The following is a 12,979-nucleotide window of genomic DNA, read 5'->3' as shown; positions in this document are numbered from 1 at the left end:
GGGAGCGAGCGACCCAGGCGAGACTTGTGCTCTGTGAGTGCATAGCGAGACCGGGGAGCGAGCGACCCAGGCGAGACTTGTGCTCTGTGAGTGCAGCCGGAGCGGCTTTGGGTAAATGCTGCCGCTCACTTTTTCACAACGCTTCTATGTGCCGGTCAGTGCTCCACCCGCCAGGTGCCGTCCCGGCGTGGATCCGCGGCACCCTCCAGCCGACCGTTCTTCAGATCCAGCTTAATCGTATGGATGTTTCCAAAATAAAGGGAAGATGGGGTGCTGGTGGCCGGATAGCCCCTCTTCATCAGTTCGTTGCGGACGGACGGCGGGAACTCTTTTTCCATGGCGACCGTGTCGTTCTGGATTTCGACATAGGACCTCGGTGATCGGATCGCCTCTTTTAAGGGCTCCCCGAATTTGAGGTGGCGGGCCAGGGCTTGGCCCACCATGGCCGGGATCCGCCGCCCGCCTGCACTTCCGATTCCGATGATCGACTCTCCCGGTTTCACAAGGATCATCGGGGTGGTGTAGCTGTAGGGTTTTTTTCCGGGCGCCCAACGGTTGGGAAACTTGGACGTGATGCTGAAGTTCTTCAACTGGTTGTTCAGAAAAAACCCTTTCACGTACACACCCGAACCGAAAAAGTTGCTGACGGTGTTGGTGGCGGAGACCATCATGCCGTCTTTATCCACGACCACGAAGTGGGTGGTGTTGTCATGGTCTTCTTCGTCCGCCCGGGAGTCCAGCTCGAAACGGTATTCCGGTGAGAGCTTCTTCTTGTCGATGCTGGAAGCCAATTGATCCGTATGAGCGCGGGAGATCAATTCCGCTTGTGGCACTTGCACAAAGTTGGGGTCCCCGATTTTGTGCAACCGATCCCGGTAACTCCGTTTGTAGATCTCCCCTGTCAGGTGGATGAAGTCGGCCGGGTTGTCTTTGGTCTCTTCGATCTTCAACCTTTCCATCATCTGCAACATCTGAATCATCATGATGCCGCCTGAAGGAGCCGGGGGGGCCAGAACCTCATATCCGGCAAATTCGCCTTTGATCGGTTGTTTCTTTTCGACTTGATACCGCGCCAAATCCTGCATGGTGAGGGCCTCCGTCTTGCGGACCATCTCCCTGGCGATGGATCCGCGGTAGAACACATCGGAGCCGCCTTGTTGGATCTGTTCCAACGTCCTCGCCAATTCGGTCTGTTTCAGAATATCGCCCTTCTTCAACCCCGCCCCTTCGGGATAAAAATGAGGCAATTCGTCCACCGGCATCCGGTAAGCGGCATTTTCGATCCGGGATTCATCGATGGAAGAGATCTGGTACCCCTCCTCCGCCAAACGGATGGAGGGCTCAATCAGCTCCTTCATGTCCAACGTGCCGTAATCCTGATGCACGGCCTCCATTCCTTTGACGAACCCCGGAACTCCGATTCCCAAGGTGGATGGCCTCCCGTTGCGGGGGGCCTCCTCGCGATAATCGTAGACCGCGGGCTTCCTTTCGCCCCCGGGATAGATCAGCATGGTTCCGCCCCCGCCGATTCCCGAACCGTGGGGCTCCACCACCCCCAGGGCGTAGGCCACCGCAATCGCCGCGTCCACGGCGTTTCCTCCCCTTGAGAGGATTTCCATCCCCGCCTGGGTGGCCAAAGGATGGGCGGAAGCGACGCTGCCCCCCCTCTGTTTCCCTTCCCCGGCCAGACTGGAACGATAAAACGCTTCGGAAGAGTATGCCGGATTCCCTTGAGACTCCAAATAGGTCACACCGGCCATCCCGAAAACCAAAATAATGGTAAGTGCCAGGTTTAACGTTCTGGAACTCATCGATTACCCCCTTCCTTCCCTGCCCTTGCTTTCAGGATCCGGGAGTGATCCATTTCGTGAACCAGCCGGTTCCCTTTCCGTTTCCACATCCGTTTAAATGCTTCACTGAACAGGGGTTGATCCGTCACCTGAAGATAGACCCGTTCCCTCCGGTACGCCCCCCAACCACCGTCCAGAAGCCGGGGCCGACCTTCCCGGATCAGGAGGGGATGAATCTCCAGCCAGGCTCTCCCATCCTTGAAAAGGCGATATTGGAACAGGGCCGATTCCTTGGTCCGGGACCACCCCTGATCGGAAATGAAGTTTCCCGTGCTGTACAGGATCATCGCCCCTTTGTAAAATTCAACGGGTTCCAGCACATGGGGATGATGACCCACCACAATGTCTGCCCCGGCGTCCGCCAAGGCTCTCCCGATCGCCCGCTGACGCGGGTGGACATTGCTGTCGTACTCCACTCCCCAATGGATATGGACGACAACCAGATCGGCATTCTTCTCCGCACTCCGGACGAGGGGCAACACCGATTTCAGATTGGCGGAACGGACTCCCGGCCGATTCTGCCTCACCGATGTCCCTTTCTCCACCACATCGGTCATTCCCAGCGTGGCCACCCGGATCCCGTTGACGTCCTGGTAAACAATCCTTTCGGCGTCATAGCGGTCCCGTCCGGCCCCCACGCCGGGCAGGTCCGCATCCCGAAGTGCCTTTTGGGTATCGGCCATGCCGGGTCCGCCATAGTCCATCATGTGGGTGTTGGCCAGATTGACCGAGGTGAAACCTGCCTTCTTAAGAGCCTTTGCCGCTCCAGGACCGGTGTGAAGCAGGATTTTGTCCTGCAGTTTCGGATATTGCTCCGGATCTTGCAACAGGAGGGGCTGGTTGAAGTTTCCTGTTACCAGATCGGAAGATCGAAGGTGAGAGCGAACGCCGTCAAAGAGGGAATCATATCCGCTCCTTTGCACGACCTTCCCCACGTGACGACCCATCATCATGTCTCCCACCATGGTCATGCTGAGGACTTCTTTCGGATTTCCGGTTCCGCCGGTGCCGGCGGAAACCTCGTCCTCCCCGGACAGGAACGGGACCGACACAAGCACGCCCAGTGTCAGAAAGAAGGCGACGGCGGTGTGAAGGGGAGCTTTCTTTTTTTGCTTCTTCGTCCAACGAAGCATCCGTTGTTTGAAATGCAGCTTCTTCATCCCGGTCCCTCCCCTCAAAACAGATAGTAAGCAAACATCGTCAGAAAGGTCAGCCCCGAAAGAATCATCGTGCTTCCCACAGTGGGGATCAATCCCTGTTTTTGAATCGTATTGGCGATCAGTCCGGGAACGATCACGCCGATCCCGCGAAATTCAAGCACTTCAAACGGGACCATGGGATAAAAATAGTCAAAAGCCAACTTCAGAAGAATGCCCGTCATCAACATCGCCGCAAATTTCCTGCGGCCGTACAGAATGGTGATTCGACCGATCCCCTGGGTGACGATCAGATACGTCAAAAAACTTAAAGAGAGAACGACCAAAAGAAACAGGGGCTGGTCAAAGACCAGACCCAGATATCCCGGCACCACCAGCCCGGCCGGAACCACCCCGGTTTTTTCAGCGTAAAGCAAACTGAAAACGACCCCGATCACCAATGAGATATATAAGTCCGAACCAAACAAACCCGGTTCCCCCCACTCGTTCAACTTGCACTGTCGATCGCATGGTTTCTCATTTGCTCCAGTTGTTCACACAGCGGTTCGGCGGCACCGTGGATGTTTCCCACTCCGTATACGACGCGGTCCCGGAGGAGGGGATGAAGGCGGCGCATGATCTCCCGGGTGGATGCCCCTTCCAGATCCAGAAGGCCATCGGCAGGGACCCGGCCGCGCCGGTAAGCTTCCACCACCGGACGCACGGACTGTCCGATCACCACCAGCGTGTCCATTTCGATTTTCGGCAGCACGTCCACTGCGAACTGCTCGGTCCGATCCACCCGGTCCGGACGGCAATTCATGATCACCACGGGTTTCCGTTCCGTGGGATAGCCCAGCTCCACAATCCGGTGCCAAATATTCAGGGTGGATGAAGCATCATTGGCGGCAAACCCGTTGGCGAACCAGGCGGGCCGAACGGGGTCACCGACGGGAATAATACTCATCGCCCCGGGATCCGGGGGCGCGTTTAACATGCCGCGGAAAGCCGTCTCTGCGTCGATTCCCACCGCCTCGGCCACGGCCAAAGCCAAGGCCGCATTTTCGGGAAACACCATGTAACCGAATCGGCGCAGATACTCTTCGGGGATCCGTGACGTGTCGCAAACATGGAGCTTGGTTCCCCGTTTCCGTGCGATTTCTTCAAAATAAGGAACGTAAGGGCTTTCATTCACCACCAAGTGCCCGTTGTATGGGATGGTGGCCGTGAATGCCTCAGCCACTTCGTCCAGCGTGGGGCCCATCACATCCATATGGTCTTCCAGGACGTTTACAATCACGCCCACGTTGGCACAGAGCATCCGTTCCTGAAACACGATCTGGTAATCGGGATGGACCGCCATGCATTCACTCACCAGGCATTCCGCCTTCAGACGGGCGGCCTTGGCCACCACCTCCTTCTGTTCGCGGATATTGGGCCCTTCGGGCCGCCGGATGATGGGTTCCTCCTTTTCACGGTTCCAATAAATCATCCGGGCCTGGGTTCCCGTTGTTTTCCCCACGGTTCGGAGTCCCGCTTCCATCATAATCCCGGTGACCAACCGGGTCACCGTTGATTTTCCTCTGATCCCGTTGATGTTGATTCGCAAAGGAATGGAGTCGATCGCTTTTCGATGCCGCCTCCACTCCCACACTCCCAGAAAAAAAACCAAGCCGGCCAAAACAGGAATCAAGAACATCCCTTTTCACATCTCCCGAAAAATAAAGCCACTTTTAGGTTTAAAATGGAGCAGTAATATTGAAACACTTGGATGTTAAGATTTCGTTTATATTTTATTTGGAATCCTATAATACAAAAAAGCCTTCTCATAAAAGAGAAGGCTGGGCAGAGATCAAACGAGCATCCCGGCGATCGACGCGCTCAGAAGAGAAGCCAGGGTTCCGGCCAGAACCGCTTTCAGGCCGAATCGGGCGATTTCACCCCGGCGCTCGGGGGCCATTCCGCCCAACCCCCCCAGCTGGATGGCAATGCTGGATAAGTTGGCAAAGCCGCACAGGGCAAAGGTGACCACTGCCACGGTTTTCGGAGTCAACGTGTCGATCTCCGGGGCAAAGTTCGTATAGGCAACAAATTCGTTCAACACGATTTTCTGACCGATAAAGTTGCCCGCCGTCATCGCTTCCGACCAGGGAACTCCGATGATAAAAGCGAGGGGCGAAAACACCCATCCCAACACTTTTTCCAACGTCAGTTGCGGGTAACCGATGAGCACCCCCAGGTAACTCAAGATCCCGTTGAACAGAGCGATCAACGCAATGAACGCGAGGAGCAAAGCCGCGATGTTGGCTGCCAGACGGAGACCGTCCAGCGCCCCGGAGGCCGCTGCATCGATCACGTTGGTGTGGTCCGTGTTCCGTTCCACCTTGACCTTGTCCATGGTTTGGGGACGTTCCGTCTCGGGCACCATCAGCTTGGCGATGACCAGCCCCGCCGGTGCCGCCATGAAACTGGCTGCCAGCAGATACTTCAGGGGAATTCCCAAAAGGGAGTAGCCCACCATCACCGACCCCGCCACAGAGGCGAAGCCTCCTGTCATCACGGCAAACAGTTCCGAAGAGGTCATCCGGGAAATATACGGCCGTACCATCAGCGGAGCTTCCGTCTGCCCCATAAAGATGTTGGCCGTGGCGGAAAGGGATTCCGCTTTGCTCGTACCGAGGAGCTTGGAGACCGCCCCGCCGAGCAAGCGGATGATCCACTGCATGATCCCCAGGTAATAGAGAACGGAGATCAGCGACGAGATAAAAATAATGATGGGCAAAACCTGCAACGCAAAGATGGGACCCTCATTGCCTTTTAACAGATCCCCGAACAGAAATTGAATCCCTTCGTTGGCAAAGTTGACCAGGGCCTGCACCTTTCCGCTCAGCCAGCGCAGGGCGCTTTTTCCCGTCTCCCACTTCAACACGATCAGAGCAAACCCCAGCTGGATGGCCAATCCTCCCAGAATGGTCCGGTATTGAATGGCCTTCCGGTTGACGGACAACAGCCAGGCAATCAACAGGACGACAGCCATTCCGCCGATCCCCCACAAGACCTTCATCATCATCACCTTTTCCGACATCATTCTTGGAAATCGAATTCCATGTCCCCGATGCGAACCGTGTCGCCGACTTTGGCCCCCTTGGCGCGAAGAGCATCCTCAACTCCCATTTCCTTCAGTATGTGGGAAAAACGCGCCACCGACTCATCATATTGAAAATTTGTCATCTTGACCAGTTTCTCCACCCGGTCTCCTTCGACCACAAACTTTTCGTTTTCTTTGCGGATGGTAAAGGCTTCTTCCGGTTCACGGCTTCGGTACACTTTTCGCTCCTCTTCCGTTTCTTCGGCGAAAACCTCATCCGGAATCGAATCGAGAAGATCGGCCACCGCGAACAGAAGTTCCCTCAGCCCCTCCCGGGTGGCCGCGGATACGGGGTAAACAGGAATCTCCTCCCCCACGGATTCTTTGAATTGCTTCAGGTTTTCCTTCGCACCGGGAAGGTCCATTTTATTGGCGGCCACCACCTGGGGACGCCGGGACAGGCTTTCCCGGTACATGGTGAGTTCTTTGTTGATGTTCACCCAATCCTGGTAGGGATCCCGGCCTTCGGAACCCGACATGTCCACCACATGAACCAGCACCCGAGTCCGTTCCACATGCCGCAGGAACTGATGTCCCAGACCGACACCCTCATGAGCTCCTTCAATCAGACCCGGAAGATCGGCCATGACGAAACTCCGACCCTCCTCCACTTCCACCACCCCCAGATTGGGGTGGATCGTGGTGAAAGGATAAGCGCCGGTTTTGGGCTTGGCGTGAGAGACGGTGGACAGCAGGGTGGATTTCCCCACGCTGGGATAACCGATTAAACCGACGTCGGCCAGAAGTTTCAGCTCCAGGTCCACCCAGAGTTCTTCTCCGGGCTCTCCGTTTTCCGCCACATGGGGGGCCGGGTTTTTCGGGCTGGAAAACCGGATGTTTCCCCGCCCGCCCCGACCTCCCCTCGCGATCACCGCTTCCTGGCCGTGACGTGTCAGATCACAGATCACTTCATCCGTGTCCGCCACTTTCACCACCGTGCCGGGAGGCACTCGGACCACCAGCGGGTCCGCGTTTTTTCCGTGTTGACTCTTGGAACGTCCATTTTCACCTTTCTTTGCCTTGAAATGCTTTTGGTATCGAAAATCCATGAGTGTCCGCAGTCCTTCATCCACACGGAAAATCACATCGCCTCCCCGGCCGCCGTCACCGCCCGCCGGGCCTCCCCGCGGTTCGTATTTCTCCCTTCGGAAAGCGACCATGCCGTTCCCCCCGTCGCCTCCCTTAACAAAGACCCTTACTTTGTCGACAAACATATCGTGACACCGCCTGTTCTATGTATGACCTTCTGATCGGATTCGGATCCGGATGCCTTCTTCCGGTCCGGAGCTTTCCAGAATTATTCCCTCCGAACTTAGTTTTTCCCGAAGCCCTTCCCAATCACCCGTTTTCACCGACGCCGGTTCCCACTCCGGCTGCAACGTCAACCGAAGGTCGCCGTTTTTCCGTATCAGCTTCAGATAGACGTCCGCCGGTTCCGTATCGGATTCGGCATATTCTTGCAGCCAGCCGGCCGTTTCCATCAGGGAAAGCCGGGCACACTCCCCCAACCCTTGCGGCAACCGGGCGGCCTCTTCGTCAATATCCGTCACCCACCGCCACTCCGGGAAACGCTGGTTGAGAGTGATCAGGGCCAAGGCCAGGGAAGGGGAACCCACCCTCGAGGCCTCCCGTTCCATCGTCAACCGTTCCGACAACTCCTGAAGGTAGGGAGCGATCCGTTCGGTTCTCCCCAGGGAAACATACCCGAGCAATACCTGGATATGGTTCATGCAATCATGACGTTGCCGGCTGATAAGCCGCAGCTGGGAGCGAATTCGATCCCGCCGGGTACGCTCCTCCCATTCTCTCTCTTGATGACGCAATCCCCAGAGGATGACCGCAAAAAGAGACAAACCCATCGGAATTCCGACGGGCCATCCCCAGGGTTGCACGGAAAGCAGCAGGAGCCCCCCGCCCAGAGGCACGGCTCGCTTCAACCAAACGGACCATCCGTACGCCATCCAACCTCTCCCATCTTTTAATGTGCTCGGAGGCCCCTTCATTTTAATGGATATTTGTCCATAAAAAAACCCCGGCCTATTTGCCGGGGTTGCACCCTTAAGCTTGAATCTGGACTTCTTCTCCCGGGTAGACGCTGACCCGTTTGCGGTCACGCCCCATCCGTTCGAATTTCACGACGCCGTCCACTTTGGCGAAGAGGGTGTCATCGCCGCCGCGGCCCACGCCGATCCCCGGATAGATCTTGGTCCCTCGTTGACGTACCAGGATGCTGCCGGCGTTCACCAGTTGGCCGTCACCGCGCTTCACGCCGAGGCGTTTGGCGATGCTGTCCCGACCGTTCTTGGTGGAGCCGACCCCTTTCTTCTGGGCGAAGAACTGAAGGTTCATTTTCAGCATGGTGTCCACCTCCTTCAAAAAAGATGGTGATTCACTTTCGGATCATACGAACATATGAAGGGTACTCCTTCGCCACCGATTGGAGAGAGGCTGCCATCGCTTCCAGCAGGAAGCGGACCCGTTCCCTTTTTTCGGGATCGAGATCTTCCGGAAGCCGGCAGTCGAGATAGCCGCCTTCTTCCTCATCCACGTCTTCCTGATGGATGCGCACCCCCAACAGGGTTTCCGACGCATTGGTCAGGCCGATCGCAATGCCGGTGACCGCCGCGCAGACGATGTCTTTTCCCGCTTCGGCATAACCGGCATGCCCTTGAAGGACCACTCGCTCCAACCGTCCTTCACCGTCATGGAAGAGCGAAATCCGTATCATGGAATTCTGCCGCCCGTCAGGCTTCGATCTTATCGATCATCACTTTGGTGAAGGGTTGACGATGCCCTTGTTTCCGTTTGTAGTTCTTCTTCGGCTTAAATTTAAAGACAGTCAACTTTTTCCCTTTGCCGTGCTTTTCCACTTTCCCGGTCACTTTGGCGCCTTCCACCACGGGGGTGCCGATCACGGTGCCGTCTTCTTTGCCGACGAGCAGCACTTTATCAAAAGTGACCGTTTCCCCCACGTCTGCGGGCAGTTTTTCAACAAAGACCGCTTGTCCCTCTTCGACGCGGTACTGTTTGCCGCCGGTTTCGATCAGTGCGTACATCCCGGAACCTCCTTCTTGTGAAGACTCGCCAAGCCTGGGTGGGAGTGGGCCCCCTTTTTCCATACCCAGCCTGAGCGGTATCAGCTTACTCCGGGAGAGCAAGCGCAGATTACACAAAAGAAATCGTACCACAGACCCCCTCACTTGTCAACCTAGAAGCGTTGTGAAAAAGTGAGCGGCAGCATTTACCCAAAGCCGCTCCGCACAGAGCACAAGTCTCGCCTGGGTCGCTTACGCTCCCCGGTCTCGCTGTGCTGTCCTTCAGGGATGCAGGAACTGTCCGCTCCGAATCATCCTGCTGCGGGCAGGGGCAAAACGCCTTCGGATGCAACACAGAGAAGCTTTTGCCCCTGAACGCCCTTGCAGGCTGATTCTCCGCTGGGCAGGACAGCAAAGTCGCTATTTTGGGTAAAACGCTTCCCCCTTTTCTCGAAATGAATATTAAATCACACGCTTCCAGGGGGTCGGATGTCAGGCGATCAGATCCCCGATCCGACCGTCGGTTTTCCGGTCATCGAAGAAGTGCCGAAACACCGCTTCCTCCGGTAACGGCCGCCACTGGCCCCGCCGGTCTTTCACCATCAGGATGTGATACGCTTCCTTCCGCAGTTTTTTCAAAACGGACAGCAGGGCATCCTCCCGGGTGACGGGAAGGCGGACAATTCGGGCATGGGCGGGAACGTATCCTTCCCTTCGGCGAATCAGGAAGCGCATGTACTGATAATCCCGTTGTCTGAACGCCGTCACATTGGAGTATATCAGGAACAGAGCGATAATGGCCAGATTCAGGTCCCATCCTTTCCCCGAAATGCTGTACATCAGAAGAGAAACACCGCCGGCCAGACTTCCGGCCAAGCTCCACTCCAGAGTGGTCCGGTAAGGCAAACGGTAACTCAGAATCGCCTGCAGCACCCTTCCCCCGTCGAGGGGATAGATCGGAAGCAGGTTGAAACCCGCCATCAGGGCATTCCCACGGACAAAGTATTCCATCCACTCCTGGGACCACCATCCCAACCGGAAAAAGACATACCCGAACAAAACCATCAGCACATTGTGAAACGGGCCCGCCAAAGCGACAGCGATCTCTTCCCTGGAAGAGACGGTTCCCCACTCATCGCTGTGTGCCACTCCTCCAAAGGGAAGAAGTTCAATGCTTCTCATCCGCCATCCGAAGGACCGGGCCGCCGTCACATGTCCCAGCTCATGGATGAACACCAAAACAAAAAGGGTGGTTACTTCCATGAATTGCCCCGTCCATACAGAAGACAGGATCACCACCCAAAACAGTCCGTGAATGCGAATGCGGATTTCTTTCCAGGGAAAGAATTCATTCAATGGGCACCACCCCTGTCGGGTCGACGAATTCTCCTCCCTGTTTCAGGGCGAAGAACAGCAGGGGCTCACCGTCTCTCCCTCCCACTTCCCCGAGAAGTTCGCGGGCTTTGACCCAATCTTTTTCCTTCACCCGGATCTTCCCCAACCACCCGTACCAGCTCTCCTGTCCGTCGGCGTGACGGATGACCACCGTCTGTCCCAGCCCCTTCTCGGGGCCCGCTTCCACGACCCAGCCTTCCGCCGCGGAGACCACGGGGGCATTGGACGTGGCGCGGATCACCACCCCCTTTTCTCCCTCCCGGTACGGACGGACCACCTCTCCTTTCAGAGGAGCAACCCAAGCGACCGGTTTCCGATCCCCTGATGGACTGTTCTTTCCCTCGAAAGCAGGGAGAAAGGCCGGGGCACTCCCGATGTTCCGTTCGTACCATCGGGCCACTCCCTCAAAGTTGTAATCCCTTTCCATCACTTCCGCTATGAAAGCCTGGGCAACTCTTGCTGAAGGTGTCTGGGTTTGAAACACCAAGTAAGTGCCGGTCAGGAGAAAAAATGATAAAAATACCTGGATGAGCAGACGGCTCTCCTTCTTTTTTCTCATTCCTTCCCCCATCCAGTCCCCCGACCGGTTCCAGGGCAGCTCGTCCCATTTGCCCGCCGGGTGGCTTTGCTTTTTTGTTGACGGAAGACGAAACCCGCTTCCCGGATCCCCCGGATGCGCAAACCTCTTTCCTTCTTTGATCTCCCGGACCCGCTTCTCCCGTCTTTTGCTCACTCCCCTGGACCATTCCCGCATGAGACTTCCACCGCCTTTTTGTTCCGCCATGGATTGGTACATCCTATGACTTGTCTCATCGGGATATGCCCAAGCAAAAACCCGGCATTTAAGCCGGGTCATCATCAAAGAAAATGTTTTTGAAACCAATCGGCCGCCTGCGTCACTTCGGCCCGGGTAAGCTGGTGGCCGCCGTTTTGCCATGAAACCTCCACTTCCGCACCGGCTTTTTCCAGCAGTCCCTTCAGCTCCACTGTCTCCTCCGGCGCACAGATGGGATCGTTCCGTCCGGCTCCGATCCAGACGGGAATCCCGGTCAAATCGGGTAATTGGATCCCCCGCCGGGGAACCATCGGGTGATGAAGAGCGGCCCCGGCCAGTGACTGAGGGTAATGGAAAAGGAGACTTCCGGCCATGTTGGCGCCATTGGAATAGCCGACGGCCACTAACCGGCGCCTGTCGAAACCGTATTGCCGTGCGGCGTCATCCAGAAAATCCTTCAGCTCCTGAGTTCGCTTCAGAAGGTCCTCCTCGTCGAAAACCCCTTCCGCCAACCGCCGGAAGAACCGGGGCATCCCGTTTTCCAGAACGTTTCCCCGTACGCTCAAAACCGGGGAATCAGGAGAAATCATCTGTGCCAGGGGCAGGAGATCTTTCTCGTTGCCTCCCGTGCCGTGGAGCAAAAGCAGCGTCGGATGGCCGTCTTTTCCTTCCCGGAAAAGGTGCTTCATTCTCCGTCCCCCTCCCGCTTCCGCACGTCGACGGCCGGAAGGAGGTTCTCAATTTTATCCCGGTGGGGTTCCAGCCACGGAGGCAACTTCAGGCTGCTTCCCAGGGCTTCTTTCGGCTCATCCCGCTCGAACCCCGGCGGATCTGTGGCAATTTCAAACAGGATACCGCCTTGTTCTCTGAAATAGATCGATTTGAAATATTGACGGTCCTTGACAGGAGTCGGTTGAAAACCGTATTGGGCCACATGGGTCCTCCACTCGAGTTGGTCTTCATCATCCTTTGCCCGCCAGGCGATGTGATGTACCGTACCGGCCCCCATATAGCCATCTTGGGGAGGTGTTTTCAACACATCGACGATGTTGCCGAGCGTATCCTTCGACCGGAACCGGACATAACCGCTCTCTTCACCGACTCGGGACAACCCCAATCCGTTCTCCAGAAAATCCATCGTCTTCTCCGGAAGTCCGGAATACAGGATTCCGCCCCCGAACCCTTTAATCGCCATTTCTTCCGGAATCCCCCCGCCGGACCAACGGCTGTTGGCCCCTTTCCGGCGGGCCACGAGTTCCAATTTTAAGCCGTGGGGGTCGTCAAACTGCAAAAACTCTTCACCGAATCGGGTCGCTTTCATCACCGAAACACCGAAGGCTTTCAAGCGGTCCTGCCAAAAGTCGAGACTTCCCTCCGGGACGGCAAAGGTGGTCACCCCCATCTGACCGGCACCGATCCGTCCTTTTCTGGCGTCGGGCCAGGGGAAAAACGTCATAATCGTCCCGGGATGCCCCGATTCGTTTCCGAAATACAGATGGTATGTCCCCGGGTCGTCAAAGTTGACCGTACGTTTTACCAACCGGAGACCCAACACACCTGCATAGAAATCCACATTTTCCTGCGGTTGACCGACAATCGCCGTAATATGGTGAATGCCGCCGGTCTCTTTTCTCATGGGA

Annotated in this window: 14 protein-coding genes; all 14 read right to left on the bottom strand. The window is 56.5% G+C overall.

The features are described 5' to 3' along the window. Positions 1-155: 155 nt before the first annotated feature. Positions 156-1,811, bottom strand: a complete 1,656-nt coding sequence (gene ggt / locus C8P63_RS10025; protein WP_211308271.1) for a gamma-glutamyltransferase — start codon at positions 1,809-1,811, stop codon at positions 156-158. Beyond that, positions 1,808-3,010 carry a CapA family protein gene (locus C8P63_RS10020; protein WP_108023744.1) on the bottom strand — a complete coding sequence of 401 codons (1,203 nt, stop codon included), beginning with the start codon at positions 3,008-3,010 and terminating at the stop codon, positions 1,808-1,810. The genes ggt and C8P63_RS10020 overlap by 4 nt, the downstream gene beginning before the upstream one ends. 14 nt (positions 3,011-3,024) lie before the next feature. Continuing rightward, on the bottom strand, positions 3,025-3,474 hold the full coding sequence (gene pgsC, locus C8P63_RS10015; RefSeq protein WP_108023742.1) for a poly-gamma-glutamate biosynthesis protein PgsC: 450 nt from the start codon (positions 3,472-3,474) through the stop codon (positions 3,025-3,027). A 20-nt stretch (positions 3,475-3,494) separates the two neighbouring features. Next, positions 3,495-4,685 (bottom strand): poly-gamma-glutamate synthase PgsB, encoded by a 1,191-nt coding sequence (gene pgsB / locus C8P63_RS10010; protein ID WP_108023740.1) that lies wholly within the window; start codon positions 4,683-4,685, stop codon positions 3,495-3,497. Between the two features lie 153 nt (positions 4,686-4,838). Further along, complete coding sequence (locus C8P63_RS10005; RefSeq protein WP_108023752.1) at positions 4,839-6,050, bottom strand: NupC/NupG family nucleoside CNT transporter; 1,212 nt, start codon at positions 6,048-6,050, stop codon at positions 4,839-4,841. Between the two features lie 20 nt (positions 6,051-6,070). After that, entirely contained in the window at positions 6,071-7,348 is a 1,278-nt protein-coding gene (gene obgE / locus C8P63_RS10000) for a GTPase ObgE (RefSeq protein WP_108023738.1), read from the bottom strand. 18 nt (positions 7,349-7,366) lie between these two features. Next, positions 7,367-8,095 (bottom strand): Spo0B domain-containing protein, encoded by a 729-nt coding sequence (locus C8P63_RS09995; RefSeq protein ID WP_170109597.1) that lies wholly within the window; start codon positions 8,093-8,095, stop codon positions 7,367-7,369. 97 nt (positions 8,096-8,192) lie between these two features. Then, the gene (gene rpmA / locus C8P63_RS09990) at positions 8,193-8,492 is read right to left on the bottom strand and encodes a 50S ribosomal protein L27 (protein WP_108023734.1); all 300 of its coding nucleotides are present in this window, start codon (positions 8,490-8,492) and stop codon (positions 8,193-8,195) included. 31 nt (positions 8,493-8,523) lie between these two features. Then, positions 8,524-8,862 (bottom strand): ribosomal-processing cysteine protease Prp, encoded by a 339-nt coding sequence (locus C8P63_RS09985; RefSeq protein WP_108023732.1) that lies wholly within the window; start codon positions 8,860-8,862, stop codon positions 8,524-8,526. 16 nt (positions 8,863-8,878) lie between these two features. Further along, positions 8,879-9,190: a 50S ribosomal protein L21 gene (gene rplU / locus C8P63_RS09980; RefSeq protein WP_108023730.1), complete on the bottom strand. Its 312-nt coding sequence runs from the start codon at positions 9,188-9,190 to the stop codon at positions 8,879-8,881. A 471-nt stretch (positions 9,191-9,661) separates the two neighbouring features. Further along, positions 9,662-10,525 carry a M50 family metallopeptidase gene (locus tag C8P63_RS09975; protein ID WP_108023728.1) on the bottom strand — a complete coding sequence of 288 codons (864 nt, stop codon included), beginning with the start codon at positions 10,523-10,525 and terminating at the stop codon, positions 9,662-9,664. Continuing rightward, positions 10,518-11,348: a M23 family metallopeptidase gene (locus C8P63_RS09970; protein WP_170109596.1), complete on the bottom strand. Its 831-nt coding sequence runs from the start codon at positions 11,346-11,348 to the stop codon at positions 10,518-10,520. Before C8P63_RS09970 ends, C8P63_RS09975 begins: the two co-directional genes overlap by 8 nt. 74 nt (positions 11,349-11,422) lie before the next feature. Beyond that, positions 11,423-12,028: an alpha/beta hydrolase gene (locus C8P63_RS09965; RefSeq protein WP_108023725.1), complete on the bottom strand. Its 606-nt coding sequence runs from the start codon at positions 12,026-12,028 to the stop codon at positions 11,423-11,425. After that, entirely contained in the window at positions 12,025-12,975 is a 951-nt protein-coding gene (locus C8P63_RS09960) for a ring-cleaving dioxygenase (protein WP_108023724.1), read from the bottom strand. Before C8P63_RS09960 ends, C8P63_RS09965 begins: the two co-directional genes overlap by 4 nt. Positions 12,976-12,979 lie beyond the last annotated feature (4 nt).

Origin of the sequence: Melghirimyces profundicolus, from assembly GCF_003054245.1 — a bacterium.
GTDB classification, from domain to species: Bacteria; Bacillota; Bacilli; order Thermoactinomycetales; family DSM-45169; genus Melghirimyces; species Melghirimyces profundicolus.
Note: the sequence above shows the minus strand (reverse complement) of the source record. Positions and strands in the feature narration are given on the sequence as shown.

Excerpts from the sequence above, each read along its gene's own strand:
- rpmA (WP_108023734.1), bottom strand. The coding sequence starts at position 8,492 with ATGCTGAAAATGAACCTTCAGTTCTTCGCCCAGAAGAAAGGGGTCGGC.
- C8P63_RS09970 (WP_170109596.1), bottom strand. The coding sequence starts at position 11,348 with ATGGCGGAACAAAAAGGCGGTGGAAGTCTCATGCGGGAATGGTCCAGG.
- C8P63_RS09995 (WP_170109597.1), bottom strand. The coding sequence starts at position 8,095 with ATGGCGTACGGATGGTCCGTTTGGTTGAAGCGAGCCGTGCCTCTGGGC.
- rplU (WP_108023730.1), bottom strand. The coding sequence starts at position 9,190 with ATGTACGCACTGATCGAAACCGGCGGCAAACAGTACCGCGTCGAAGAG.
- C8P63_RS09960 (WP_108023724.1), bottom strand. The coding sequence starts at position 12,975 with ATGAGAAAAGAGACCGGCGGCATTCACCATATTACGGCGATTGTCGGT.
- obgE (WP_108023738.1), bottom strand. The coding sequence starts at position 7,348 with ATGTTTGTCGACAAAGTAAGGGTCTTTGTTAAGGGAGGCGACGGGGGG.
- C8P63_RS09985 (WP_108023732.1), bottom strand. The coding sequence starts at position 8,862 with ATGATACGGATTTCGCTCTTCCATGACGGTGAAGGACGGTTGGAGCGA.
- C8P63_RS10020 (WP_108023744.1), bottom strand. The coding sequence starts at position 3,010 with ATGAAGAAGCTGCATTTCAAACAACGGATGCTTCGTTGGACGAAGAAG.
- C8P63_RS09965 (WP_108023725.1), bottom strand. The coding sequence starts at position 12,028 with ATGAAGCACCTTTTCCGGGAAGGAAAAGACGGCCATCCGACGCTGCTT.
- C8P63_RS10005 (WP_108023752.1), bottom strand. The coding sequence starts at position 6,050 with ATGAAGGTCTTGTGGGGGATCGGCGGAATGGCTGTCGTCCTGTTGATT.
- ggt (WP_211308271.1), bottom strand. The coding sequence starts at position 1,811 with ATGAGTTCCAGAACGTTAAACCTGGCACTTACCATTATTTTGGTTTTC.
- pgsB (WP_108023740.1), bottom strand. The coding sequence starts at position 4,685 with ATGTTCTTGATTCCTGTTTTGGCCGGCTTGGTTTTTTTTCTGGGAGTG.